General features: G+C 60.3%; 19 protein-coding genes. 10 read left to right on the top strand and 9 right to left on the bottom strand.

The genetic code is table 11. The features are described 5' to 3' along the window. Positions 1 to 141 precede the first annotated feature (141 nt). Together J3R75_RS12565 and J3R75_RS12560 are read left to right on the top strand one after the other, a co-directional pair. On the top strand, positions 142 to 1,020 hold the full coding sequence (locus J3R75_RS12565; protein WP_307262033.1) for an ABC transporter permease: 879 nt from the start codon (positions 142 to 144) through the stop codon (positions 1,018 to 1,020). 2 nt (positions 1,021 to 1,022) lie between these two features. Further along, positions 1,023 to 1,805: an ABC transporter permease gene (locus J3R75_RS12560; RefSeq protein WP_370882400.1), complete on the top strand. Its 783-nt coding sequence runs from the start codon at positions 1,023 to 1,025 to the stop codon at positions 1,803 to 1,805. An 80-nt stretch (positions 1,806 to 1,885) separates the two neighbouring features. Here J3R75_RS12560 and ettA read toward each other — a convergent pair whose 3' ends face one another. The 5 genes from ettA to J3R75_RS12535 form a co-directional block, all read right to left on the bottom strand. Further along, a complete protein-coding gene (gene ettA / locus J3R75_RS12555) occupies positions 1,886 to 3,556 on the bottom strand; it encodes an energy-dependent translational throttle protein EttA (protein WP_307262030.1) in 1,671 nt (556 codons plus the stop codon). Positions 3,557 to 3,691: 135 nt separating this feature from the next. Continuing rightward, the gene (locus tag J3R75_RS12550; RefSeq protein ID WP_370882368.1) at positions 3,692 to 4,348 is read right to left on the bottom strand and encodes a DUF1559 family PulG-like putative transporter; all 657 of its coding nucleotides are present in this window, start codon (positions 4,346 to 4,348) and stop codon (positions 3,692 to 3,694) included. A 160-nt stretch (positions 4,349 to 4,508) separates the two neighbouring features. Continuing rightward, positions 4,509 to 5,828, bottom strand: coding sequence for a UDP-N-acetylmuramate--L-alanine ligase (locus J3R75_RS12545; protein ID WP_307262027.1), 1,320 nt, complete (start codon positions 5,826 to 5,828; stop codon positions 4,509 to 4,511). Between the two features lie 3 nt (positions 5,829 to 5,831). Continuing rightward, a complete protein-coding gene (locus tag J3R75_RS12540) occupies positions 5,832 to 7,244 on the bottom strand; it encodes an MATE family efflux transporter (RefSeq protein ID WP_307262025.1) in 1,413 nt (470 codons plus the stop codon). A gap of 181 nt (positions 7,245 to 7,425) precedes the next feature. Further along, positions 7,426 to 8,415, bottom strand: coding sequence for an AAA family ATPase (locus J3R75_RS12535; RefSeq protein ID WP_307262023.1), 990 nt, complete (start codon positions 8,413 to 8,415; stop codon positions 7,426 to 7,428). A gap of 253 nt (positions 8,416 to 8,668) precedes the next feature. Here J3R75_RS12535 and J3R75_RS12530 point away from each other — a divergent pair, with 253 nt between their 5' ends. The 6 genes from J3R75_RS12530 (at position 8,669) to J3R75_RS12505 (ending at position 19,035) form a co-directional block, all read left to right on the top strand. Further along, entirely contained in the window at positions 8,669 to 9,448 is a 780-nt protein-coding gene (locus J3R75_RS12530; RefSeq protein ID WP_307262022.1) for a TatD family hydrolase, read from the top strand. Positions 9,449 to 9,506: 58 nt separating this feature from the next. Continuing rightward, the gene (locus J3R75_RS12525; RefSeq protein ID WP_307262020.1) at positions 9,507 to 10,289 is read left to right on the top strand and encodes an MBL fold metallo-hydrolase; all 783 of its coding nucleotides are present in this window, start codon (positions 9,507 to 9,509) and stop codon (positions 10,287 to 10,289) included. A gap of 325 nt (positions 10,290 to 10,614) precedes the next feature. Beyond that, on the top strand, positions 10,615 to 11,286 hold the full coding sequence (locus J3R75_RS12520; protein WP_307262018.1) for a hypothetical protein: 672 nt from the start codon (positions 10,615 to 10,617) through the stop codon (positions 11,284 to 11,286). Further along, positions 11,252 to 12,769 (top strand): Eco57I restriction-modification methylase domain-containing protein, encoded by a 1,518-nt coding sequence (locus J3R75_RS12515; RefSeq protein ID WP_307262016.1) that lies wholly within the window; start codon positions 11,252 to 11,254, stop codon positions 12,767 to 12,769. Before J3R75_RS12520 ends, J3R75_RS12515 begins: the two co-directional genes overlap by 35 nt. 347 nt (positions 12,770 to 13,116) lie before the next feature. After that, on the top strand, positions 13,117 to 17,037 hold the full coding sequence (locus J3R75_RS12510; protein WP_307262014.1) for an RIFT barrel domain-containing protein: 3,921 nt from the start codon (positions 13,117 to 13,119) through the stop codon (positions 17,035 to 17,037). A gap of 48 nt (positions 17,038 to 17,085) precedes the next feature. Beyond that, positions 17,086 to 19,035, top strand: coding sequence for an aminoacetone oxidase family FAD-binding enzyme (locus tag J3R75_RS12505; RefSeq protein WP_307262012.1), 1,950 nt, complete (start codon positions 17,086 to 17,088; stop codon positions 19,033 to 19,035). Between the two features lie 397 nt (positions 19,036 to 19,432). Here J3R75_RS12505 and J3R75_RS12500 read toward each other — a convergent pair whose 3' ends face one another. From J3R75_RS12500 to J3R75_RS12485, 4 genes are all read right to left on the bottom strand, one after another. Then, on the bottom strand, positions 19,433 to 20,206 hold the full coding sequence (locus tag J3R75_RS12500) for an alpha/beta hydrolase (protein ID WP_307262010.1): 774 nt from the start codon (positions 20,204 to 20,206) through the stop codon (positions 19,433 to 19,435). Between the two features lie 476 nt (positions 20,207 to 20,682). Continuing rightward, entirely contained in the window at positions 20,683 to 21,846 is a 1,164-nt protein-coding gene (locus tag J3R75_RS12495) for an ATP-binding protein (protein WP_307262008.1), read from the bottom strand. 173 nt (positions 21,847 to 22,019) lie between these two features. Then, on the bottom strand, positions 22,020 to 22,793 hold the full coding sequence (locus tag J3R75_RS12490; protein WP_307262006.1) for an alpha/beta hydrolase: 774 nt from the start codon (positions 22,791 to 22,793) through the stop codon (positions 22,020 to 22,022). Between the two features lie 74 nt (positions 22,794 to 22,867). Further along, the gene (locus J3R75_RS12485; protein WP_307262004.1) at positions 22,868 to 23,332 is read right to left on the bottom strand and encodes an ATPase, T2SS/T4P/T4SS family; all 465 of its coding nucleotides are present in this window, start codon (positions 23,330 to 23,332) and stop codon (positions 22,868 to 22,870) included. Here J3R75_RS12485 and J3R75_RS12480 point away from each other — a divergent pair. Then, positions 23,300 to 23,872 carry an alpha/beta hydrolase gene (locus J3R75_RS12480; RefSeq protein ID WP_307262002.1) on the top strand — a complete coding sequence of 191 codons (573 nt, stop codon included), beginning with the start codon at positions 23,300 to 23,302 and terminating at the stop codon, positions 23,870 to 23,872. The two genes, J3R75_RS12485 and J3R75_RS12480, sit on opposite strands and share 33 nt — an antisense overlap. A 243-nt stretch (positions 23,873 to 24,115) precedes the next feature. Next, positions 24,116 to 26,011, top strand: coding sequence for a sulfatase-like hydrolase/transferase (locus tag J3R75_RS12475; protein ID WP_307262001.1), 1,896 nt, complete (start codon positions 24,116 to 24,118; stop codon positions 26,009 to 26,011). Positions 26,012 to 26,248: the final 237 nt, after the last annotated feature.

Below are 26,248 nucleotides of genomic sequence, written 5' to 3'. Positions count from 1 at the left end.
CTTTGGTCATCCTCCCCCCATTGGTGTCCACCCTTTTTCAAAACTCTCTTATTCGTATCCATTCGTGCCCATTCGTGGTTCTCTCTTATTCGTGCCCATTCGTGGTTCTACATTGAGTTAATTCGTGGTTGAGGATCCCACATGACACCTACCCGCCGTCGTTTTTGGGGCGAATGCAGTTTGACCGCGCCGTCCATGCTGTGGTTGCTGGTCTTTTTTCTGCTGCCCACCTTGATCATCCTGGCGATCGCCCTCAAGCCGGCCGACCCCAGCGGCGGCATCGCCGATGGCTGGACCTGGCACACCCTGTTCAGTCTGCGCAATCCCAACTACCCGGAGATCATCTTCCGCACGGTCTGGCTCAGCGCGGTCACGACCACCATCACCCTGGCTGTAGCCATTCCCATCGCCTATTACATCGCGCGCTGCAAACCCTGGAAGCGCGATCTTGTGCTCTTCCTCACCATCATTCCCTTCTGGACCAGCTTCCTCATCCGCATCTTCGCCTGGAAGGCCGTGCTGCATCCCGACGGCATCCTCAAGAGCATCCTGGTCTTCTGCCACCTGGCCTCGCCAGGCACCCTGCTGCTCTACCGCCCCGAGGCCGTCCTGCTGGTGATGGTTTACACCGAACTACCCTTCGCCATCCTGCCCCTCTACGCCGCCGCCGAAAAATTCGACTTCTCGCTGATCGAAGCCGCCATGGACCTCGGCGCCGGCCGCCTACGCGCCTTCTTCAGCGTCTTCATCCCCGGCATCTACAACGGCCTCCTCTCGGCCTGCCTGATGGTGCTCATTCCCAGCATCGGCAGCTATGTCATTCCCGACGTCGTCGGTGGCATCGGCTCACAGATGATCGGCAACGTCATTGCCCAGCGGACCTTCGTGGACCGCAATCTACCGGCCGCCAGCGCGCTGGCGGCGGTGCTCACCCTGGTCATGATCATCCCCCTCATTTACTTCCTCCGCATCAAAAAAAGCGCCGACAGCGGCCCCACCCCCGCCAAGGAGGTCGTCTGATGATCAAGCAAAGCAAACTGCCGGGCCTGCTGACCTTGGGCACCCTGCTGTTCTTTTATCTGCCGATCATCCTGCTGGTGATCAACTCCTTCAATGCGTCGCGCACCGGCGGCTCCTGGGGCGGCTTCACCCTCAAGTGGTACGAGCAGCTCTTCAGCGCCCGTGAGATCTGGCACGCCCTGCGCAACACCCTCGTCGTCGCCGTCATTGCCACGGCGGCCTCGACAATTATCGGCACGACCGCCGCCATCGCCCTCCACCGCTACCGCGGCCGCCTCCAGAACGCCCATTACTTCTTGGTCTACACGCCGCTGGTCGTCCCAGAGATCCTGCTAGGCATCAGCATGCTGCTCTTTTTCGTCGCCTTGAAGGTCAATCTCGGCCTGACCACCGTCATCCTGGCGCACATCACCTTCTGCATCAGCTATGTAGCCATGGCCGTGCTATCGCGCCTGCAAGATTTCGACGTCACCATCATCGAAGCCGCCCGCGATCTGGGCGCCAATTCCTGGACCACGACCTGGAGCATCCTCATCCCCGTGATCTTCCCAGGCATCATGGCCGGCGCGCTGCTGGCCTTCACCCTGTCCATTGACGACTTCGTCATCTCCTTCTTCGTCGCCGGCCCGGGTTCCACCACCCTGCCCATCCACATCTACAGCATGATCAAGCGCGGGTCCATGCCGCTGATCAATGCCCTGTCCACCATCCTCCTGGCCATCACCTTCCTAGCCATCCTCGCCTACCAAATCATCAGCCGCCACAACCGCCCCGCGGAAGACTGAACAACGACAAAGCCGCGCGCGGCATGCTCGTCATGCCAACGCGCGGCTTTGTACTCAAACGACGGCGCCCGTCCCCGCCATTAGAGCGGCAATGCCCGGTAGCGGCTGCGGCGATGCAACAGCCGTTCGCCATCTTGCGCCAACACGCGTTCCTCGTAGGACTCGAAGTTGCCCTCGAACCAGCTGAGCTTGCCATCGCCAGTGAAAATCAGCAGATGGGTGCAAATGCGGTTGAGGAAAAAGCGATCGTGGCTGATGACCATCGCGCAGCCCGGAAATTCAATAAGCGCCTCTTCCAGCACTCGCATGGTGTTGACATCGAGGTCGTTCGTCGGCTCGTCCAGCAGCAACAGATTGCCGCCTGAGCGCAGGAGCTTGGCCAGATGCACCCGGTTGCGCTCGCCGCCCGACAGCTGCCCGACCAGCTTTTGCTGCTGCGGCCCGCGGAAGTTGAAGCGCGACAGATACGCCCGCGCATTGATGCGGCGATCGCCCAGCTGCAGCTCCTCGTTGCCGCCGCTGATCTCCTCAAACACGGTCTTCGTGCCGTCCAGCGCGTCGCGGTGTTGGTCCACGTAGGACAGCTGCACGGTCTCACCCAGCTCAAGGCGGCCAGCGTCCGGCTGTTCCTGCCCGATGATCATGCGGAACAGCGTCGTCTTGCCAATGCCGTTCGGGCCAATGACGCCGACAATGCCGCCGCGCGGCAACTCGAAATCACAGTGGTCGATCAGCGGCCGGCCGGCATAGCCCTTGCAGAGCCCGCTGACCTTGAGCACCCGGTCGCCCAGCCGGGGTCCCGGCGGTATCTGGATGCTGATGTCGTCCTTGCGCACCTCAAAGCCCCGCCCGGCGAGTTCTTCATAGCGGTTGACGCGCGCCTGGTTCTTCTTCAGGCGCCCCGCCGGCGTGCTGTTAATCCATTCGAGCTCGTGCGCCAAAATCTGCTGCCGCAGGCTCTCTTTCTTCTCCTGAATCCGCAGCAGCTCCTGCTTCTGCTTCAGCCACGACGAGTAGTTGCCCTCGAAAGGAATGCCGCGCGTGTTCTCAATCTCCAATATCCACTTGGTGATGTTGTCCAGAAAATAGCGATCGTGGGTGACGATGATCACCGTGCCCGGGTATTCCCGCAGCGTCTTCTCCAGCCAGCTGATAGTCTCGGCATCCAGATGATTCGTCGGCTCGTCCAAAAGCAGCAGGTCCGGTTTCTCCAGCAGGGCCTTGCACAAGGCCACCCGGCGCCGCTCACCGCCCGACAAAGTCGCTACGTCCGCGTCGTCCGGCGGCAGCACCAGCGCCTCCGAGGCCACATCCAGCAGATGGTCCATATTCCACCCGTCCAACCGGTCGATCTCATTCTGCAGAAAATCAAACTCGTCATTGAGCTTGTTCATTTCCTTCTCGGGCAAGTCGTCGCCCATGCGCCCCATGACCACATCGTAGCGGTCAATCAACGCCTGCACCGGCGCCATCGCCTCTTCGAGATTGCCGCGTACATTCTTCTCCGGATTCAGCCGCGGCTCTTGCGGCACCAGCAAGGCCCGGCAGCCCTTGCTGATCTGCGCCGTGCCCTGTATCTCCGTGTCCAAACCAGCCATGATCCGCAACAACGTCGATTTACCAGAACCGTTCTCGCCAACAATCCCGATCTTCGCCCCGAGATAAAAAGACAAATTGAAATTCTGCAACACCGGCTTGTCTGTGTAAAACTTCGACATGTTCTGCATCTGAAAAACAAAATTGGGAGGCATAGCTGATTCCTGTTATCCTTCTTGGCTGTTTCGTCCGGACACCCCGCCCGGCCCCGTATATAAAACACCCCGGGCACCAGGCCCGGGGACACCATGCAGCACGGCACACCGCGCGGCGTTATTGCAGAACCTTGTTCAGCGCCAGCTTTTCAGGCGCACGTCCGTGCTCGTCGCCCCCGTCAGACTGGCGCCCTTAACCGAATCAACGTGGCCATCCACGTAAAGCCAGTTGGCCGATGTGTCGTGGCGAAAACGCGCGACGCGGTCTTCAATGCTCGAATGGTTGAAGCCCATTTGCACGGCAGTCGACCCCGCCGTGTCATGATTCGGCCCCGTGGAAAAGGCCTCGGAGGGCCGCTCAATGTTCGATAGCTTGGTGCCGCTGGTCAAAGCGCCGTAACTCTCACCAGGAGCATGCGCGCCGTAGCTGGCAATGTAACTGAGTTTGAAAGAGCTCATTTTCCACCCGTTTGCCACCAGCACGTTGCTGTCCGTCGGGCAGACAAAGACCTTGTCGTCCCCCACATAAGGCTGCAGCAAAAGCGGAAAGCCCGGCCCGCTCTCCCATTTCGTCGTAAAGTAGGTACCATAGGCCATGTGGATATATTCCTCGTTATCGCTCGGATACATGGTCAGTCCCACCCCGATCTGTTTCAAATTGCTCGCACAAGAGATGGTCCGCGCCTTGTTACGGGCCTTGCTCAATGCTGGCAACAGCATCGCCGCTAAAATCGCGATAATGGCAATCACCACCAACAGTTCGATCAGGGTAAACACTCGCTGAGCCTTCATCGCTGCCTCCTCGTTGTTGCTGAATACATTGTTTCTCTCTGATTTGACGCTGTACCCAATCGGACAGATAACCACTTACCGACAAGAATTGTTATACACGACGAGAGCGCGAAAAGCAAACCCCAAACCCAGTTTTCTCGCCGCGCGCAACGGCCCCGGGTCACGCGTCCAGTGCGGTGCGCAGGGCCGGCCATACCGCGCTGATGTCGCCGGCGCCGATCAACGCCAGCAACTGCGGTTCCCCTGCCGGCCGCGCCGCCAACGCGTGTAACAAGGCCCCGGCCACCCGCGCTGGGTCATTCGGCAGATATGCCACTGCGCAGCCGGGCGACTGCTCCCGCGCAAGCCGGACGATCAGCTCGGGATCGGCGATCTCCTCGTCATGCCGCCAGGCGGCAAAAGGCGCCATCACCCACGCCTGCTCGGCCTCGGCGAGTATCGCCGCAAAGTCGCTGGCGTAGCGCTTCACGCGCTCGTAGCGATGCGGTTGGAAGAGCAGCAGCCGGCGGTAGCCCGGGTAGGCCTCGCCAATGGCGTCTAGCGTCGCCCGCAGCTCCGCCGGGTGATGCGCGTAATCTTCCAGCACCACCAGCCCGCCGTCCGCGCGACGATAGCGCTCGCTTAGACGCCGCTGCACGCCCGGGTAGCTCAGCAACGCCGCGCGCGCCTGCGCCGCCGGCACGCCCAGCAGCCCCGCCACCGCCACCGCTACCGCGCCATTCACCCGATTGTGCCGGCCCGACAACGCCAGCGGCACCGGCGCCAACAGCGCCAACGCTTCGTCCACAAACTCCACCTGCTCCAAGCCGCCCAACAACCGCACGCAGCTGTCGCTGCGCCAGGCCACCACCCGCCGCGCTTTCCGGGCAAAATCCACAAAACAGCGTTCTAGCGCCTCAACGCCGCCGTGGCTCCAGCAGTGGTCGTCGTCGATATTGAGAATTACGGCGATGTCGGCATGAAAAAACACCTGCGTGCCATCGCTTTCATCGACCTCGGCCACCAGCAGCTCACCCCGCCCAGCGCCGGCTGCGCGCTCCCAACCATTGACCAGCCCGCCAACGAGGTAGCCGGGCTCCATGGCGGCCTGCCTACAGATATGCGCGATCATAGCCGTAGTGCTGGTCTTGCCGTGGGAGCCGGCCACCGCCACCGTCCGCGGAAACGCCCGGGCCAGCTCGCCCAGAAACTCGCCGCGGCGCATGCTCCCAATGCCCCGCCGGGCGGCCTCCTGCCGTTCGGGATCGTCCTCAGGCACGGCCGCTGAGTAGACCAGCCTGTCCGGCGGGCCAGGCAGCACATCGTCATGCCCGACGCGCACGGCCAGACCGCGCTGGCGCAGAGACGCGAGCATCGCCGAGTCGGCCACGTCGCTGCCGCTGACGCAACAGCCCAGATCAGCGCAGATATGTGCCAAGCCGGCCATGCCCACCCCACCGACACCGGTAAAATGAATACGCTTGCTGTTCCAGTCGCTCATAGGCTACGCTGTCTCCGGCTGTTCCAACATCGTTATCGTCTTCCACTTGCCCTGTTTGAAGCGTTTGAACATGATCATGCTGCCCAGCATAATGGCAAAGACAAACACCACCCAAGCATTGATCGGCGGCCATTGCAGATAGCGCACGCCGATCATCACGACTATGGCATTCAGCCAGTGGATACCAGTCCCTATCACCATCACCCAGAAGGTGTCACCCGCGCCACGCAAGGCACCCGATGACACCAGCACGACGCCGTCAAACATCAGATACAACGCCGCTAGACGCAACATCTTCACCGCCAAAACCCGCACTTCGCTGTAATCCAGCCCCGGCACGCCGTCCGGCGTGAACACTCCCACCAGCACCTGCGGGATCAGGCAAAAAGCGATCAGCGCCAGCCCCGAATAACTCAGCGCCAACTTGAAACCCGAATACGCCGCCTGCTCCGCACCATCGGGGTTCTTCGCCCCCATGCACTGACCAACCAACGTACAGACCCCGACCTGGATGCCAATCAACGGAAAAAACGACACCAGGTCCCAACTGAACACTATCGTCGTCGCCGCCGCCACATTGGCGCCATAGCTGTTGAAACTGCTCACCACCGCCACAAACGAGCCCATGCCCAACAAATTCTCAATGCCATTGGGCAAGCCAAATCGCAGCAGCGCCCGCAAGTTGCGCCAGTTGTAATGGACATCCGCCAACACCGCCGAATACGGCGCGCGACGAATCTCCCGCAGGAAAGCCACGAATATCACCACGGTCATCGTCCCACTCGCCATCAGCGTGCCTATCGCCGCACCTTTCAGGCCCATGGCCGGGCAGCCCAGCTTGCCGTAAATCAACACGTAATTGGCCACCAGATTGACCAGCAACGCCGTGCTGTTCGCCCACATGATCACCTTGGTCTTGCCAATGCCCGAAAAGAAGGACGCCAACGCCGCACGCAACAAACCGAGTATGCCACCAAAGGCCATGTACCAGAAATACTGCAGCTCCAACCGCGCCAAATCCGGATCGTGACCCGCCGCCGAAAAGGTCCGCGACACAAAACTGGCCACCACCAACACCAGCGGATAAGACAGCACCGCCAGCAACAGCCCCTGATACACCACCAGCGGACACTCGCGAAAACGCTTGGCACCATAGTGATGCGCCACAATCGTCGACGAGTAGCCGATGATGCCCACAAAAAGCGTCATGCACAACCACGAGGTGATGCCGCCGCTCATACAAGCCGCGATCTCCTCTTTGCCGACATAGGCCAAGTACAGCCGGTCAACAAAGGTCATGACGGTATCAAAGATCTGCGATATAATCATCGGCACGGCTATCGGCATCAAGGCCGAAATGCCGCCCGGGCCGTCCAAATGACGCCGCACAAAGGGATGCTCACGTAATGTTTTCATAGCTGTGTCCAGCAAAAAAAAAAGAGGGAAAATTAGCCAGCTGCCGCCCCGCGCCACCGTCGTCTGCCCCCCGGCGGCGCAGGCCCGCCGTATCAGCGGCGCCAGCCGGCATGGCAATCACGGCAGTCGGCCGCACTGCCGGAATTATGTTTGGTAGGAATTGGGCCGCCGCGATCCCGCGTTATTCGGCGACGGCGGCTATGATATCACGAATGAGCTGCTCGGAACTGAGCCCCTCGGCATCCGCCCGGAAGTTGGTGATGACGCGATGGCGCAACACCGGCAACGCCAGCTCGCGTACGTCCTCGCAAGCGACATTCCGCCGCCCCGCCAGCAGGGCCCGGGCCTTCCCCGCCAGGATCAGCGCCTGCGACGCGCGTGACCCCGCGCCCCACTGCACCATCTCGTTGACGCGTTCCGCCGCGTGCTCCGTCCGTGGCCGCGTCGCCGCACAGAGCCGCACGGCGTAGGACACCACGTTGTCCGACACGGGAACTTCCCGTACCAGCCGCTGCAGCGCGATGACTTCCTCGCCGCTGAGCACCGCCGCCAGTTGCGCCGGATCCGGCGAGGTCGTCTCTTTGACCATGCGCTCCTCGTCAGCCAGCGGCAGGTAGTCCATGACGATGTTGAGCAGGAAACGGTCCAGCTGCGCTTCCGGCAGCGGGTAGGTCCCTTCCAACTCAATGGGGTTCTGCGTCGCCAACACAAAAAAAGGCCGGGACAATTCGTGGGTCTGCCCGCCCGCCGTGACATGGCCTTCGCCCATGGCCTCCAGCAGCGCCGCCTGCGTCTTGGGCGGCGTGCGGTTGATCTCGTCAGCCAACACCAGGTTGGCAAAAACCGGCCCGGGGATAAATCGGAAACCCCGGCCGCCACCGTGGCTGTCCTCGTCCATCACTTCCGTGCCAAAAATGTCAGCCGGCATCAGGTCCGGCGTGAACTGGATACGCTTGAAGCTCAGCGAGAAAAGCTGCGCAATGCTCTTGACCAACAGGGTCTTGCCCAGTCCCGGCACGCCCGTCAGCAACGCATGACCACCAGCAAGCATAGTGATGATGATCTGCTCAATGACCTCGCTCTGGCCAACTATGACCTTGCCCAGCTCCGCCCGTAAACGCGCAGCGCTCGCCGCCACCGCCAAGACCTGATCGCCCGTATGTTCAGACATGCTATGCTCCACTCTCTTGGGTCTTTTATCACTAGGCGCACTTGACGCCGCTCGGTCGCACCAACCCGCTCCACCCAAAATCAGCACCGCACAGTCCGCCAGGCTGGAAAAAGGCTCGTCCGGGGGTTACTTTCAGCTCACGACCGCCAAAAGCCGGCCATCGCCGGCGCGCGCTGGCGCCAGGCACCATCCGCAAACTGCCAAATATACTATTCTAGGGAAGACAATGCGAGTCATCGAACCACATATTCACATGATCGCACGCACGACGGCCGACTACGAGCGCATGGCACTAATGCACACCGTCGCCTGCTGCGAACCGGCCTTCTGGGCGGGCTACGATCGGCCCTCCGCGCAGGCCTTCTACGACTACTTCACCCACATCACCACCTTCGAACCCACCCGCGCCGCGCAGTACCTCATCAAACACTACTGCTACATCTGCATGAACCCCAAAGAGGCCGAAAACGTCGCCCTCGCCCGCGAAGTCATCTCCTTCATACCGGAATTCCTGGCCAAACCCAACGCCATCGGCATCGGCGAAATCGGCACCAACAAAAACACCCGCAACGAAATGACCATCTTCGAAGAACAGGTCGATCTGGCCGTCAAACTCGACCAGCTTATCTGGATTCACACCCCGCACCTCCACGATAAGCGCAAAGGCACCGCCATGATGCTCGACGCCCTCAAAACCCGCAATGACATCAAGCCCGAAAAGGTCTGCTTCGACCACGCCGAAGAACACACCATCGCCATGATCCGCGACGCCGGCTTCTGGGCGTCCATGACCATCTACCCCGTCACCAAGAACTCCCCACCGCGCGTCGTGGACACCCTGGAGCGCTTCGGCACCGACCACATGCTGGTCGATGCCTCCGGCGACTGGGGCCCCTCCGACCCCGGCACCCTCCACCAGGCCGTCTTCGAAATGCGCCGCCGCGGCTACGACGATGCGACCGTCGAGGGCGTCTTCTTCCATAACCCGCGCCGTTTCCTCAGCCAATGCCCCAAGGTCGCCATCGACGCCTGATGCCTAGCCCCCACGGCCCGCCACGCGCGGCGCTATCGCCAAGAAGTGCACCCACCCTATGGATTTCACCCTCACCCTCCTCGGCACCGGCACCTCACACGGCGTGCCTATGATCGGCTGCGACTGCCCCGTCTGCCACTCCACCGACCCACGCGATCGCCACCTGCGCGCCGCCGCCTGGGTCCACACCGATGACACCAGCGTCCTCATCGACGTCGGCCCCGATCTCCGCGAACAAGTCATCCGCCAGCACGTCATGCGCGTCGATGCGGTCTTTCTCACCCACACCCACGCCGATCACCTCCATGGCATCGACGATCTCCGCGGCTTCACCCGCCTCTGCCGCCAGGCACTCCCTCTCTACGCCCGCAAGCACGACACCGATTTCATCCGCAACCACTTCGACTACATCTTCAACGACCACGACTTCAAACACGGCTGGTTCATCCCACGCATCGAGCTGCGGGACCTCGACGGCCAGGACCTCATCCGCGTCGGTGCCCTCCCCATCCAGCCCATTCCGCTCGTCCACGGCCATGGCCACGCCATGGGCTACCGCATCGGCAATGTCGCCTACCTGACCGACTGCAGCGCCATCCCCGAAAGCTCCTACCCGCTCCTCCAGGGCCTCGACGCCATGGTCATCGACGGCCTGCGCTGGACACCACACTACACCCACCTCTGCTTCGAACAGGCCATCGCCGAAGCCAAACGCCTACAAGTCCCCAAGACCTACCTCACCCACCTCACCCACGATATCGCCTACGCCGAAAACCAAGCCAAACTACCACCAGGCGTCTTCCTCGCCTACGACGGCCTCGATATCACCGGCACGCTCTGAGCACAACTCACTACCACGCTAGTTGAAGGTAGCTTGTTTTCACTCCATCGCTTACGGGTCACCATGCCGCTGCTGCCAGAGTATATCCGTAGCCCTTTTGACGAACCATCAGCAAGCAGTACAGTAGGCTGTTACCTTGATGATGTTTCCAACATGAAAATGTTGCCTGATATGCTTCCCGATACCGCCTTTCGACCACGCCTGACATTACAACGCGCAATGCCACCGCTGCCAAGTTCACACGACGACACCAGCCCCAAACCAACCAATTTCCAACTCACCTGATTGCTTCGGCTTGACCCTTATGCTATAAAAGGACACAAGAATGGATTTAAAAACCGTTTCTGATCAAGTGGAAACAAAGTTGGCTGAACTCTTTGACGAATTGCGCTCGGGAATCTCTGAACGCGAAGACTCGCGCGCTTTCGGCGCCATGATCGAGAAACGGATTACGGATAACTGGGAACGCATTTGCACTGAGCTAGGCTATGAGGCCCTTGACCGTCCCGGCCGACGAACCATCTTTGATTTTGCCTTTCAAGACGCCGGGTGCATCGTTGGAATTGACGTCAAAACCAAGGATTTAGACGCCACCAGTTACTCCGATGGCGGCATCTGCGCCGTCGGGAACCTCTTGAAATTTTTAGCAAATGACAAGGGCGTCTTTCTCATTGCCGAGTTCGGCCATAATCAATCAGCCGTGAATAGCTCGAAAAGAGACATCGAATACATTCGTGTCGCTCCATTCATCATGCTCCCCCAAAATGCATACCGGATTGAGAATCTCGGCACTGGGCAGGTACGGCTCAACTACACGGTGAACCAAGTTTGGGACGAAATCGCCTGGGATCGAGACATCACGGTTTTCTATGATCTATTTGTTGACTTGGCGATGACACACTATGCGAGAGTAAGTCGCGATGCCATCAATCGAATTGAAGCACTAAAAGACTTCAGAAAGAATGGATACACACATTTCACATTTGGATGCCATTGAAATTGGAGAAGTCTTCACGCCTCTGTACTGGGCAGAATGGCTTATCGACAGGTGGGGCGTCTATGACGCCTGGCTTAACGGCGCAACCGTTTGTGACCCCACGGCAGGAAACGGTGCCTTCGCACTCGCCCTGTTGCGACTCGCGCGCTCCAGAAACATGGAGATAGACCAAAAGCTTCTCTCACGAATAATGCTAATCGAACTTCACGCCAAGCACCTCAGCGATTTCAAACATCAAGTATACCAAGACTTTGGCCTTGATTTCCCCGACTCCCAGTTGCTTGCCTGTGACATCATCACAAACACTCCGCACAATCGCTTCGACATTCTCATAGGCAACCCCCCTTGGGCCAATTTCACAGACCTTCCCCATTGGTACAAGGATGAACTAAAACCACATTTCATCGCCGAAGGGCTGGTCCCAGACCGGCGCATGGTTCTGCTCGGCTCATCACGAACTGACATCGCTGCATTAGTGCTAAAGATCGCCCTCGGAAAACTCCTCAACCAGAACGGATTCGGATGTTTCTATGTGCCACTTTCCCTCTTCTCAGGCGATGACGCACACAGGGGCTTCAGAAATTACACCGCCAACAATCGCTGCTTCGCCGTCAACGATATCTGTGAATTCACAAACACCAAAATTTTCTCCGGCATTGGGACGGCCTATTGCTGTGCACGCTTCGATATGGACACACCCCAAAAATTTCCTGTGCGCTACTTTCGGGAAGCAGCAAACGGCTGGCGGGAACATCGCGCGATACCCTTTCAACAAAATAGTGACCCATGGCGAATATTGGCCCGCGACGAAGCCGATACCTTGGAGCCGATTGAGGTGAGAATTGCCGCAAAACAAAAACCACGCCAAGGAGTAAACACCTGCGGCGCGAATTCGTTGTTCATCTTCGAGAAAAAACCCGGCTTCTTGCCTGATGAGTTTCTCTTCCCCCTGGCAACCAAAGAACAATGGAAACCGGGACACACCATCCCAAGCCGCTGGATATTGCTACCCTATGACCGGGACACGGCTAGTCCACTTGCCCCAAATCAAATTGACCAGATTGATGCACTGCGAAACTACTTCGGCAAAGTCCAGCTCGCTCTGAAAGCTCGCAAGGGCATATTGATCAGATCGGCCATCGACAAAGGGCTCTGGTGGTCGCTTCTCGGTGTGGGCCCGTACTCCTTTGCGCCGTACAAAGTCATGTGGGAAGCCTACGGAATGAACCAATTCACCCCCATCATTCTGCACGAAGAGAAGAGCCAGCCGTGGCAAGGAAATCAAGCCATGCATGCCTTCATCCCGTGCTGGAGCGAAGCCGATGCCAAACGCATTCATACTGAACTCCAAAGCCCCGCAATCCCCGCTCTCTTGAAACAGCTGAATGGTGACGGCAAGTGCAATTGGGCCCAACCTGGCAAAATGATCAAGGTGTTAGCTTTCGATCATCCCCAACTCCATCAGCCGCTCCTCTTTAACTAAAGCTTGCTATTGTGATAAAGTACGGAGCGGCTGGTTACGTCTGCTGCGCTGGGCTTCCTGATGCGATCTGCACCACTGCTACCCTCCGCTTGTACAGACGCAAGTATCCCCACTGCCCATTAGCTTCCATGTAGAGAGCCTTTCTCACGAAGACTAAACGCCCTTTGGCTGCTGCACATCGATGTCTTGGCGAGTTGCCGATATAAATAAGCTGCAAGAAATCACCTGGTATCGCGGCCGCTTTTCTTCCCAGTTTCTTTGCCCGCCCTCATTGTGCTTCGGCGCATAGCGGTCACATTAACACGCATCCCGAGAACCGACGTTTTTCGCTATGACAGGAGCACCGCATGTCCACGACCATCATCCCAGCCACCCCCCATCTCACCCGCCCCCTCGCCCGCCATTACCTCGCCATGACGACGCTGCTCCTTTGCGCCGCCCTGCCGGCGCAGAACGCCATTCCCACGGCCGTCTGCGAGCAGCTCGGCGTCGTTGCCGACGGCGTCCCGGCGCTGCAGACCATCACCGAGGTCGCACCCAGCGGCCGGGCCCTACCGGATTTCACTCGCGTGCAGGCCACTGCCGTTGCCAAAAACCGCCTGCTCTTCAACATCACCTTCGCGCAAAAGCCCGACTTCCAAAGCGCCAGTCTCATCGTCTATCTCGACCTGGACAACAATCCCGACACCGGCCGCAAAGACAAGCACCACCCCGGCGTCGATCTCATGGTCACCTTCGGCGGCAATGCCGCCGGCACCACCGTGCACAACAACACCATGAACAACGCCCTCATCACCGCCACCCAGGAAGACACGGAGCTTTGGCTGCTCCTGGAAGCGCCCCTGCACAGCGTCGACGGCAAGAACCTCTTCGGGTTGCATCTCCTGGCGGAAAACAAACTGTCTGCCGAGGGCAAACTCGCCAAATCCTCGCCGCACCAGGTCGCGACCATCGCCGCCAACGACCGTGAGCCAGACAAAAACCGCGCCCTCGGCCGCAGCTCCAGCCTCGTACCGCTGTCCTACTACGGCTATTACAACGACAAAATCGCGCTCCTGCCGCTGGAAAACAAAGGCCTGCGCGCCGACCAGGTCCGCTCCAGCAAAACTATCGAGCCCGGGCGTCCCCGGCCAGAACTGTCGCTGCCCCCCGACAGCGGCGTCACCCGCCTCGCGCGCGACAATCGCCACGAGGTCACCTTCGAGCTGCTCGAAGAGACCGGCGTCGCCCGCAAAGCCGCCCGCGTGCGTTTTGGCCTGCCACTGCCCCAGGGCCGGCTCTTCCAGACCGCCCAGCTGCGCCTCCTCGCGCCCGACGGCAACGAAGCGCCCGCGCAATTCGCCGTGATGGGCCTCTGGCCCGACCAGAGCCTCAAGTGGGTCCTCGTGCAATTCAACACCGCCATCGCCGCCAACGAACGCCAGCTCTGGCGCCTGGAATACGGCCGCGATGTCCGTGCCCGCGCCCACCGCCCCACGCAGCTCCTGCTCAAAAACACCCCGCAGAACGCCGTCATCAGCAATGGCCTGATCCAGGTCGTCGTCAACAAAGAGCGCTTCGGCCTGGCCATGAGCGAAACGGGCTCGCCCGCCGGCATCAAGCAACTCGATGTCGTCCTCCGCGACGAAGCCGGCAAGCCCTTCCAAGCCAGCGGCGCCGCCTGCGACGACTGGCGCGTCGAGGAGCAGGGCCCCGAGCGCATCGTCGTCCGCATGGCTGGCCGCTACAGCGACAGACAGGGCCGCGGCCTGATGAGCTACGTCGCCCGCCTGACCTGCCAACGCCAGTCGCCACTCGTCGAACTGTCCTGGACCCATATCAACAGCGAAACCGACGTCGAATTCACCGACATCAGCTCGCTCTACCTGAGCGCCACCCACGCCACGACCATGAACACCGTCGCCGCGGCCTTCCAGGACAGCGACGGCCGCCCCCAGAAAGCCATGGTCGCCGATCTGCAGCCGCAAGGCAACGCGACCATCTTCCAGCTCGACGACCGCCGCGCCCAGTGCTCAGCGCCCTTCCCGGCCGTGCCTGGCAACGACAAGAGCCCGCAGCGCCTGGACAGCGCCGTCAGCACCAGCGGCGTCCACGGCGGCCTCGGCATCGCCGTGCAGAATCTCTGGCAGCGCTGGCCGAAAGCCATCAGCGCCGGCAGCAACGAGCTGCTCATTGGCCTGCTCCCCACGCAGCCATCCGAGAACTACGGCCAGGATCTCCCCTACTATCTGCTCTATCCCTTCCTCAAAGGGAAATACCGCAGCAAATGGGGCATGGCCTTCACGGAGAAAATACTCATCGATGTCACCGGCAATCTCTCCCGCCGCGAGCTCTCCGCCGAGGCTGACTGGCCGCTGATCGCCGTCCTCCCCGCCGAATGGTACGACAGCTGCCGGGTCTTTGACGACATCGCCGTCCCCCAAGGCAAACAGCTGAGTCTCTGGGACGAGTGGTTCGCCAAGCGCTACGACGGCAATATGCGCCGCCGTGAACAACAACGCGAATACGGCTTCTTCAATTTCGGCGACTCCTTCGGCGAACGCGGCCGCAACTGGACCAACAACGAATACGACTTCGCCCTCGGCCAATTCCTGCAGTTCCTCCGCAGCGGCGACCGCCGCTACTACCGCCTGGGCATGGAAGCCGCCCGGCACCAAGCCGATGTGGACATCGTCCACGCCTACCCCGATCCCTTCTACATCGGCAGCAACCACCAGCATTCCATCGGCCACACGGGCCAGTGGTCGCAAAACCCCGTCCGCGCCACCTGGACGCACCGCTATGACGCCCACACCGACGCCCGCAATGGCCACACCTGGCTGGAAGGCATGGTCACCGCCTGGTGTCTAGCCGGCGAACCGCGACCCATGGAGGCGTCCTACGCCCTCGGCGAACATATCCTCTGGGCCATGACGCCCGACTTCAAGGCCCTCGGCACCCACGAACGCTCCGCCGGCTGGTCCCTCAAAGCCGCCATGAGCCTCTACAAACACACCGGCGACCAACTCTACCTCGATGCCGCTAAAAAAATCTTCGCAGTCGCCTACAACGAACAGAAATTTGACCAGGGCGGCGCCTGGCCCCACGTCCTCCCCAGCGACCACGCCGGCAAAGAGCCCGGCGCCGTCGGCAACTGTCTCTTCCTCATGGGCACCGTCATCAGCGGCATCAAGGACTACCACGAAGTCACCCGCGATGAACGCGCCGCCAGGTCCATCGTCGCCGCCGTCGGCTGGATCATGCTCAGCTACGACCGCGAAGTCCGCGGCTGGCCATACACCGCCAAACTCGACGGCACGCCCCTCTGGCGGCCCTCCCCCGGCAGCAGCCCCATGCTGCCACAGGTCGTCGCCTACGCCGGACTGCTCAGCAACAACCGTGACATGATCCAGGCCGCCAAGGACTGCCTCGAAGCCATGCTGCTGCGCAACCAGGACAGCAGCGGCAAAGGCATCGCCGCCTCCACCCAACTCAACGCCAATGCCCTGGCCATTCTCCAACGCTGGTACGCCGAAAACGCCCCCGCCGAAGCACCGACGCTCCTCAGCGGTACCCTCGCCGACGCATGGCTCAAAAACATCACCGACGCCAAGGAATTCCGCTTCCGCGCACCAGACAAGAAGCAGTTCGCCCTGCGCCTGCGCGGCAACAGCGCCACCGTACTCCTCCGCCGCAGCAGCCACGGCGCCATGCCCAAACGCGCGGAATTCGCCACCGTACGCATCAGCGACGCCAAGGGCCAAGTCGTCGCCAGCGACCGCTGTAGCACCGACGACGAGAAGTCCTTCGCCTTCCCCCTCACCGGCCAGCCCGGTGACGTCTTCTGGCTGGATATCGACGACGATCAGCGCGCGGTCTGGGACGCCCGCGGCGACGGCCTGGACGTCGTCGGCAAACTCGCCCCCGGCAGCAGCATCGGCGGCGTCCAATCCTCGCGCTATTTCTTCTTGCCGCCGACCGGCACCCGTTCCTTCCGCGTCAAGCTGACCGGCGTCCACAATGGCAGCTACGCCTGCGTTGTCATGGACGGCAGCGGCAACAAGCGCGCTCAGTTCGAAGGCCAGTATCACGGCGACGCCCAAATCGTCACCCTCGGCGGCGTCCAAAACAGCCATGTGCTGACCGTCGACGTCGGCGACGCCACCTGCGGCGTGCCCTGGGCACTGCTGCTCGCCGCCGCCGGCGATATCGGCATCGAACTCGTCGATGTCCCACCGTTCCTCGCCACCGACCCCAAACAGCTCTTCATTCCCGACAACCGCAAGTAACGCCCCGCCAATCCCCACCGCCTACCACCCAGCCCAGGAATACCCTTGATGAATACCGATCTGATCATTGTCGGCGCCGGCGCTGCCGGTCTGATGGCCGGCGCCGTTGCCGGTGAAGCCGGCATCGCCGCCGTCATCCTCGAACGCCGCCACCGCGCCGGCCTGAAGCTCCTCCTCTGCGGCAACAACCGCTGCAACATCAGCCACGGCGGCACAACCGCCGATATGGCCAAGGCCTACGGCGACCCCGTCGGTGCTTTCCTGCGTGACGCCCTGACGGTTTTCCCACCGGCGCGCCTGCGCACCTGGTTCGCCGCCGCCGGCATGCCCACCAGCCTCAATCGCGACCGCATCTACCCCAAAACGGAAAAAGCTGACGATGTCCTCCACTGCTTCACCGACCGCCTGCGCGACACCGGCGTGCCGCTGGTACTCAACTGCCCGGTCAACAGCATCAGCGCCGATCCCGCCGGCGGCTTCGTCGTCACCTGCGACCGAGTCACCCTGCGCTCACACATGGTCCTCATTGCCACCGGCGGCGTCTCTTACCCCAAAACAGGCAGTGTCGGCGATGGCCAGCGTATCGCCGGCGAGCTCGGCCACAGCGTCACGCCTTTCCGCGCCGGCCTGGCCGGTATGGACGTCGCCGACGCATGGCTCACACCCGCCGCCGGCGCCGCCGAAGTCGCCCTGCCCTTCGTCCGCCTGCAGCTGAGCTGCGACGGCGAGGACGTCGCCAGCGTCGAGGGCAATGTCCTCTGCGGCAACGCCTGCCTCCGCGGCAGCGCCGTCTTCGACACCACCCGCATCATCGCCCGCCAGAATCTCCGCGACTGCGTCATCACCATGGACCTCTTCCCCACTCAGTCGCCTGCCGGCCTGGCAGCCAAAATCACCGCACTCACGCCCCGCTGCGATGGCCAGCTCGCAACCCTCGTCAAACAACTCGGCATCGACGAAGCGCTCGCCGCCGGCCTCGCTGCGGCCCTCGGTGGTAACACCGCCCTCCGCAAACAGGACGTCGCCACCGATCTCGCCGCCAGTCTCAAAGCCATGCCCATCGCCTTGACCGCCGTCCGTCCCCTCAAAGAAGCCATCGTCACCGTCGGCGGCGTCAGCATGGACGACATCGACCCGGCCACCATGGAATCAAAACGCGTCCCCGGGCTCTTCTTCGCCGGCGAAGTCATGGACGTCGATGGCCCCACCGGCGGCTACAATCTGCACGCGGCCTTCGCTACCGCCCAACTCGCCATGCAGGCCATCACAAAACGCTGCCCGAACACCGTCGCACCCACCCGCAACCGCGGCCCAGCCGATATCGATGAACAGGACGACGACACGGCCACCAGCAGCGCACCACATACACCCCAAGCCGATATGGCACCTCACGCCGGTAAAGCACCTCACGCAAGCAAACCCGCCCACGCCGGAAAGGCACCACGCTCAGGCAAACCAGCCCACAGCGGCCAAGCCCCTTTCAGCGACAAAACCCCACGCACTGGGAAACCCGCATACGGTAACAAACCTGCCTCCGGCGACCGCCCACCACGCACCGGCAATGCCCCCTACGGCGACCGCCCCCCACGCTCCGGCCAAGCCCCCTACGGCGACCGTCCACCACGCTCCGGCCAGGCCCCCTACGGCGACCGCCCACCACGCACCGGCAATGCCCCCTACGGCGACCGTCCCCCACGCACCGGCAATGCCCGCCCCGCTTGGCAACGGCGGCCCGCCGATGCCAGTCAGCCCAGCCCCGACGCCACCCCGACGCCGCGCCGCGCCGGTCGCTCCCGGCTCGACGCCGCCGGCAACGCCGCCCAGTGGTCAGAACGCACTCCAGAACAACGCCCCGACCGTCCAGACCGCTCGGACCGCCCAGACCAGCGCCGTAACAAACGCACGGCTGGCGACAAAGGCCCCCGGCAAACACCCCCGAGCCATTCCGCTGCCCCCTGGTGGGCTAAGGACAAAAAAGACCCCGGCAAACGCCAATAGCCCAACCGCGCCGCTGCTACCTTGACCGCCTATAGCCGGCGTCGTGTCGTGCCGCGCAGCGGCAAGACACGCTGCCATTCTTCCTTGCCTTTGTCTTCTTCGCGCCTTCGCGCCTTCGCGTGAGAAAAAAGAGCCCATCTCTTCTTCGCTCCTTCGCGCCTTCGCGTGAGACAAAAACGCCCACGGCAAGCCGTGGGCCACGGAACGACCACCCCGACGACACGTGAGGCAATAATAGCGCCTTAAAGCCGGCGGCGTGAATTGCCGCGCAGCGGCAAGACACGCTGCCATTCTTCCTTGCCTTTGTCTTCTTCGCGCCTTCGCGCCTTCGCGTGAGAAATAATCTGCGTTAATCTGCGTAATCTGTGGATAAAAGAAATCTGTGGATAGAAAAAACTTACCCCATGAGGAATTTGAGTCCTTCTTTGATCCACTTGTCCCAGAAACCCCACTCGTGGTTCCCGGGCTCTTCACGGTACTGCAGGTCAGGCCATTTCAACGCCTGCAGGTGATCTCTGAGGCGGACATTCCCCGGGTAGAGCCGGTCCTCGGTGCCGCAGACCATCATGAGGCGTGGCGGCGCGGGCGCCTTCACCGCGTTCTCCGCCAGCGCGAAGAGATCATTGCCGCGCGGAATAAGCTCGTCGGCACTACCGAAGAGCCACCGCGTTTCGTCTCGTGGGGGCGGGTTGGCGAATCTCTCGCGCAGATCGGCGACGGCTGACAGTGCGACCGCGCCGGCATAGCGGTCCGGCCGCCGCAGCGCCAGCTTCAGGGCGCCGTAGCCGCCCATGGACAGCCCGGCGGCAAACGTGTCTTCGCGGCGGCTGCTGACCGGAAACAGATTGGCGACGATCCCCGGCAGCTCCTCCGACAGCATGGTCCAGTAGCGATGCCCCGTGACCATGTCCGTGTAGAAACCGCGCTCGCCATTGGGCATGACCACGACCACGTCGTAGGCGGCCGCGTAGCGCTCGATGGACGACTGCCGCATCCAGCTGCAGTAATCGCCCATCATCCCATGCAGCAGATACAGCACCGGATAGTCCTTGCGGCCGCTGCCCGCGCTGCTCATGCCGATCTGCGTCTTCGCCTGCTGTGGCACAATGACATTCATCGCCATCGCCCGACCCAGCACATCCGAATGAAAACGACATTCCATGAAAGCCATCGGTCTTGCTCTCCTCGCTGATGCCAACAGACCCACCAGACACCACTACCATGGGGCGGACACACAGGTCCGCCCCGACAAATCCGCGCTTGCCCACCGGCGTCTTTTTCCTCTTTTTCGTCTTTTGTCTCGGACGGATCAGACCGATCGGACCGATCAGTAGTCGGATCCGTCCGATCCGTCCGATCCGTCCGATCCGTCCGATCCGTCCGATCCATCCGCAATAAAAGAAGCCGACCAGACCGACCAATCAGAAAAAAGAAGCCCTCCTAGCTGCCTTAAAAAATCTGCGTTCATCGGCGCCATCTGCGGATAAAAAAACGTCTCTCGCCTTCGCGCCTTTGCGTGAGAAAAGAGTCCCCCGGCCTATCCAGAAAATCATCTGCGGGCCGAATTCCCATAGCACGGCTTTTTTGCCGATTTGACAGGGATTCGGCGCCGAAAAAAGGGGACGACTGCAGGACTGTGCGGGGCAATCACGAGCCAAAGAGTTGGTAGGTGTTTTTGAAACTATCAAATTTTACACCATGGATGGTTGTGGTCGTATCCCCAGAATAAAGAACCGTGGGATTCACGCAATCTTTAGCAAAGGAAAGAAATTTTCTAAGGTCGTTGGCAAACGATGGATCGAAAGTCATTCCAGCTTTGATTTCAACCGGAGTCAACTGGCGATTATCGTTCAGAAGAAGATCGACTTCATTCCGTCCTTGTACACGGAAATAATAAAGCTCAGGCTGTTGTTTTCCTGCATTGTAACGTGCTTTTAGTGCTTCCATAATAACCATATTTTCGAACAAGCCGCCAAGTAGGGGATCGCGGGCAATTTGCGACACTTTTTCGATTCCGAGCAAAGAAGCGGCAAGGCCGACATCTGTGAAGAAAATTTTGGGAGCCTTGATGAGCCGTTTGCCGAAATTGTTGAAGTAACACGGCAAGCGAAAAACAATATAACTTGCTTCCAAAACGGACAGCCATGAACTCAACGTCGTCGCTGAAATACCAATGTCGCCAGAGAGATCGCTGAGATTGACGACTTGTCCAATGCGTCCGGCCAACAATTTCAGGAACTTCTCAAAGGAGTGTTGATCCGAAACGTTGATCAGCTGACGCACATCACGTTCCACATAGGTTGCATAATAGGCCGGATAAAGCATTGTCGGAGGTATATTCTCATCATACAACCGAGGCATGAAGCCATTGAAGAGATATTCGTCGCGCGACAGGGAAATGCCCGCATTGGATAGTTCCTCTATCGACAGCGGGAGCAACTGCAATATTCCGGTACGTCCGGCAAGAGATTGTGATATCTGCGCATGCAATTTTGGCTGATGAGAACCAGTCAAAATGAAAAGACCTCTTTCGCGGGTTTCATCGGCAAGGACTTGAATCGTACTCAGCAATTCCGGGACTCGTTGAACCTCGTCGACAACAACCGGAGCTTTGTACAGTTCAAAGAACGCCTTGGGGTCACTCGTTGCGATCTCACGCGCGGTTTTGTCCTCCAAATTCACATACCTGTGATTTGGAAATATTTGCCTTGCCAAGGTCGTCTTCCCAGACTGCCTGGGCCCCATGATGGTCACAACCGGAAAATAGCGTGCCATTGCCAGTAAGTGAGGCGTAATTTTTCTTTCTATCATGACTCGTCTCCTGATGGTTACTACACAATAGCCCTCCCCTTGCGCAAAATCCAAATCGGATTTGCATTTTGCGCAAAAAGCATCTGCCTGAGACGCAGCGACCGATGACAATTCCTGCCGGAAAGGATTCCCTGCCCTTACCCGGACAGGATAAAAAAAAGTCCCTCGCGTACTCAGCCCAGGAGGAATTTGAGTCCTTCTTTGATCCACTTGTCCCAGAAGCCCCACTCGTGGTTACCGGGTTCTTCGCGGTACTGCAGCTCGGGCCATTTGAGTGCCTGCAGGTGATCTCTGAGGCGGATATTCCCCTGGTAGAGCCGGTCTTCGGTGCCGCAGACCATCATGAGGCGCGGCGGCGCGGGCGCCGTCACCGCGTTGTCCGCCAGCGCGAAGAGATCATTGCCGCGCGGAATAAGCTCGTCGGCGCCGCCGAAAATCCACTGCACTTCGTCGCTCTGGTTGACTTTTTCGACCCACTCGCGCACATCGGCGACGGCCGACAGCGCAACCGCGCCGGCAAAGCGGTCTGGCCGCCGCAGCGCCAGCTTCAGGGCGCCGTAGCCGCCCATGGACAGCCCGGCGGCAAACGTGTCTTCCCGTCGGCTGCTGACCGGAAACAGATTGGCGACGGTCCCCGGCAGCTCCTCCGACAGCATGGTCCAGTAACGGTGGCCCGTGACCATGTCCGTGTAGAAACCGCGGTCGCCATTGGGCATGACGATGACCACCTCGTAGGCGGCCGCGTAGCGCTCAATGGACGTCCGCCGCGCCCAGATGCTATGATCATCGCTCAGGCCATGCAGCAGGTACAGCACTGGATAGTCCTTGCGGCCATTGCCCGCGCTGGTCATGCCGATCTGCGTCTTCGCCTTTTGTGGCACAATGACATTCATCGCCATCGCCCGCCCCAGCACATCCGAATGAAAATGACATTCAATAAAAGCCATCGGTCCTGTACTCCTTGCTGATGCCTACATCCTTACGCGTTGAAAAAACAGCGGCCACCTTGCAGCGCGGCCATTCACATCTTAAGAAAGTCCTGCCCGGCGGGCTGCATGGCCAGAAGCGTCTCGCGGGTGATTTTCCCCGCCTCGAAGAGATTTTTGAGTGCCCGTTCCATGGTAATCATGCCATCGCGGGAGGCCGTTTCCATCAGCCCGAGCAGCTGGTGGGTCTTCTTGTCGCGGATCATCGCTCTGACCGCGATGGTTCCCAGCAGCACTTCGAAAGCGGCGATGCGTCCGCCGGCATCGCCCTTGCGGGGCAACAGCCGTTGCGAGATCACCGCCGCCAGGCACGACGCCAGCTGTGCCCGCACTTGGTCCTGCCGTTCGGAGGGAAAAACATCGACCACGCGATCAATGCTTTGGGTCACGTCGTTGGTATGCAGGGTCGCAAACACCAGATGCCCCGTTTCGGCGGTGCTGACGCGCCGGGAATCACCATTTTCACTATGCTCGACGACATCGACGCTTGCATCGCGCATATCAAAACCAAGACGGCCGAATTGGGCTATCCCACCCGGCAAATCGCCATCTCCGGCGTCTCCGCCGGCGGCCACTTGGCGATGCTCTACGCCTACTCGCGGGGAGCGCAAGCGCCTCTGCCCATCGCCTTTGTCTGCCAGCAAACCGGCCCGGCCGACTTCCACCCGGATTGCTGGGGAGACGACACCCGCATGCTCTCCTGGTTCGTCTCCATGGCCACCGGCAAGCCCGTCACCGAGGACATGATCCGTGCCGGCCACGCCGATGCCGAAGCCGCCATCAACGCCATCTCGCCACTGGCGCATATCGGCCCCGATAGCCCCCCGACCATCCTCGCCTACGGCAATCGCGATGAACTCGTCCGCCCACCGCATTGCGACAAGCTCAGCACGGCACTGACGGCACACGGCGTGCCCCACCAAGTAATTCGCTTCCCACACTCGGACCACATGCTCTGGCACGACCCAGACTGCAGCGCCGCCTATGAACAGGCCATTCTCACCTACGCCCGCCAATTCTTCAATAACGACCCGCCATGACGATTGCGCCCGCCGCCAGTACACAACACCCCCGGGACGCACAAAACTGCTGCGCATGCCCGCCAAAAGGATTTGGCGTTTGTCCGCAACCGCTGCGGAAAAACGCCCACTATTTTCTCCACCAACCATCAACATTACAGAATGGTAATGATGAGGCAACCTTAGCGTGATTTCCCTTCGCGATAGTAAACGGCATAACGGATTAGTTGTGTTGCATTACTTACTGCGAAAGGAAATCACGCTATGCGGGAAAAACGCCCCACCCTCTTCACCTACTGCCTCTGGTTGTACTTGCTTACCCTGCCTCTGACTAGCTGGTTTGCTTTACGCAATGACGGAGGAACCGGACTTTTCCGGTTCATCTATCTGACCACCACCTGGCTGGCCTATACCGGCATCGTCCTGACCCCGGCTTTTCTGGCAGCCTTCCTCACTTCCCGCTACAAAACGGGCACGTCTTCTCCGCTATTCATCTGGACCGGCAGGATTCTGGTCGTCCTGCTGGGCTTTCTGGCGCATCTTCTCCTCTTGGTCGATGCCGTCATCCTCGTCAAATTCGGCTATCATCTCAACGGGCTGGTCGTCAATCTACTGACAACCCCCGGCGGCTTCGAATCCATGGGACTCGAAGCTAACTCCCTGCTCGCCGCCGGCGCCGGCCTGGGCCTGTTGCTGGTTTGCCATTGCGGCCTGTTCTTTTTCAGCATCAAATCGGCACGCTGCCGCCGCCTGGCGGCGCTTCTGCCGGCCAAGACGATGCGTTGGGCATTCCCGCTGTTGACAGGAACCGCGCTGCTGTTCTCCTTGTTTTGCACCGGCTTCGCTGATTTCCGGCTCAACCAAGACGTGCTGTGCTCAATAAGTGCGTTTCCCCACGCGCCAACTATGCGCATGCGCCGCTTTCTGCGTAAAATGGGCATGAAAGAACCGAAACGGTCTGACTTCCCACGCTTTTCACAGAAAAACGGTAACCTCGCTCGGGTCAGTTATCCGCTCCTGCCCATTGACCGCCGGCAGCAGCGCAGTCACCCAAATATCATCTGGCTGGTCGGTGAATCGCTGCGAGCAGACCTCCTCGCGCCTGAAATCATGCCAGCAACCTGGGAATTTGCCCAAAAGGGCTGTCGTTTTCAAGAACACTACAGCGGCGGACACGGCACCCGCCCCGGGATGTTCAGTATGTTCTACGCGCTATATGGAAATTGCTGGGATAAATTCCTTCACAGCCAACGCGGCCCTTTGCTGATGGACTGGCTGCTTGATGACAACTACCAATTTCTCTGCCTGACGTCCGCCCGCTTCACCTACCCGGAATTCGACCGGACGATTTTTGCCGCCCTGCCGTCCGCCGCTTTGCATGAAATGGATACCGGGAAAGCATGGGAACGGGATATCCGCTTGGTTGATCAGGCTGTTGCCTTCCTAGACTCCCGTGACCAAAACCGACCTTTTTTCCTCTTCGGTTTTTTTGAATCCACCCACGCCCCCTACACCTTCCCCACCGAGCAGGCGCTAACGCCGAATTACCTGGATAAGATCAACTACGCCACCGTATCGGCGAAAGACGCCCGCCAGCTTTACAACCGGGATGTCAACGCGGCCCATCATATCGACAACCAACTCGCCCGCCTTTTCACAACCCTGTCAAACACCCCCGGACTGCTGGACAATACCATCGTGGTAATCACCGGCGACCACGGCGAGGAATTCTACGAAAAGGGCTTTCTCGGGCATAATTCGACGTTTGTCCAGGAGCAGATACGGGTTCCACTGGTCATTTGCGCCCCAGGCGTCGCCCCGTCGGTTTACACCGGCATGAGCCATCATACCGACATCGTCCCTTCCCTGGCACCACTGCTGGGCGTTGTCAATCCACCTGAAGACTTCTCAGTGGGCGGCAATCTCTTCTCGCCGGAATACCACCGATCCCACATGGTCGTTTGCGGCTGGGAGACAGCCGCCTTTATCAACTCAACCCACAAAATACTGCTGCCCGTGGGAACCAAAGGAAGCTATTTCAGCCGGAAAATCACCACGTTGCAGGATCAAACCTGCCGTGATCAGGATGATTTCTATCGGGTCAACGCCAGTCAATTGCAGCAGGCCCAACACGATATGTTCCGATTCATTGCAAACTGAAGGGCCCATGCCGCCAAGAGCTGCTGCCAGGAAGGAATTGCCCATGCCTTGTGCAAAAATCGTAAAAATGCTGATCATCGGTTGCCTGTGCGCTGATCATGACCCCACGCCCATTCCCACTGGCATTATACCAGCCGGCCCAATGACAGAAAAACCAGCCCATCGCGACCCCAGACGCCCCCAACTTCTTTGGCATATCCTCACCGGACATCGCCTGGGCGGAAGCGTCATGCTGGC

Source organism: Oligosphaera ethanolica (assembly GCF_030814695.1).
GTDB lineage: Bacteria > Verrucomicrobiota > Lentisphaeria > Oligosphaerales > Oligosphaeraceae > Oligosphaera > Oligosphaera ethanolica.
Note: the sequence above shows the minus strand (reverse complement) of the source record. Positions and strands in the feature narration are given on the sequence as shown.

Excerpts from the sequence above, each read along its gene's own strand:
- J3R75_RS12565 (WP_307262033.1), top strand. The coding sequence starts at position 142 with ATGACACCTACCCGCCGTCGTTTTTGGGGCGAATGCAGTTTGACCGCG.
- ettA (WP_307262030.1), bottom strand. The coding sequence starts at position 3,556 with ATGCCTCCCAATTTTGTTTTTCAGATGCAGAACATGTCGAAGTTTTAC.
- J3R75_RS12550 (WP_370882368.1), bottom strand. The coding sequence starts at position 4,348 with ATGAAGGCTCAGCGAGTGTTTACCCTGATCGAACTGTTGGTGGTGATT.
- J3R75_RS12545 (WP_307262027.1), bottom strand. The coding sequence starts at position 5,828 with ATGAGCGACTGGAACAGCAAGCGTATTCATTTTACCGGTGTCGGTGGG.
- J3R75_RS12540 (WP_307262025.1), bottom strand. The coding sequence starts at position 7,244 with ATGAAAACATTACGTGAGCATCCCTTTGTGCGGCGTCATTTGGACGGC.
- J3R75_RS12535 (WP_307262023.1), bottom strand. The coding sequence starts at position 8,415 with ATGTCTGAACATACGGGCGATCAGGTCTTGGCGGTGGCGGCGAGCGCT.
- J3R75_RS12530 (WP_307262022.1), top strand. The coding sequence starts at position 8,669 with ATGATCGCACGCACGACGGCCGACTACGAGCGCATGGCACTAATGCAC.
- J3R75_RS12525 (WP_307262020.1), top strand. The coding sequence starts at position 9,507 with ATGGATTTCACCCTCACCCTCCTCGGCACCGGCACCTCACACGGCGTG.
- J3R75_RS12520 (WP_307262018.1), top strand. The coding sequence starts at position 10,615 with ATGGATTTAAAAACCGTTTCTGATCAAGTGGAAACAAAGTTGGCTGAA.
- J3R75_RS12515 (WP_307262016.1), top strand. The coding sequence starts at position 11,252 with ATGGATACACACATTTCACATTTGGATGCCATTGAAATTGGAGAAGTC.
- J3R75_RS12510 (WP_307262014.1), top strand. The coding sequence starts at position 13,117 with ATGTCCACGACCATCATCCCAGCCACCCCCCATCTCACCCGCCCCCTC.
- J3R75_RS12505 (WP_307262012.1), top strand. The coding sequence starts at position 17,086 with ATGAATACCGATCTGATCATTGTCGGCGCCGGCGCTGCCGGTCTGATG.
- J3R75_RS12500 (WP_307262010.1), bottom strand. The coding sequence starts at position 20,206 with ATGGCTTTCATGGAATGTCGTTTTCATTCGGATGTGCTGGGTCGGGCG.
- J3R75_RS12495 (WP_307262008.1), bottom strand. The coding sequence starts at position 21,846 with ATGATAGAAAGAAAAATTACGCCTCACTTACTGGCAATGGCACGCTAT.
- J3R75_RS12490 (WP_307262006.1), bottom strand. The coding sequence starts at position 22,793 with ATGGCTTTTATTGAATGTCATTTTCATTCGGATGTGCTGGGGCGGGCG.
- J3R75_RS12480 (WP_307262002.1), top strand. The coding sequence starts at position 23,300 with ATGCTCGACGACATCGACGCTTGCATCGCGCATATCAAAACCAAGACG.
- J3R75_RS12485 (WP_307262004.1), bottom strand. The coding sequence starts at position 23,332 with ATGCGCGATGCAAGCGTCGATGTCGTCGAGCATAGTGAAAATGGTGAT.
- J3R75_RS12475 (WP_307262001.1), top strand. The coding sequence starts at position 24,116 with ATGCGGGAAAAACGCCCCACCCTCTTCACCTACTGCCTCTGGTTGTAC.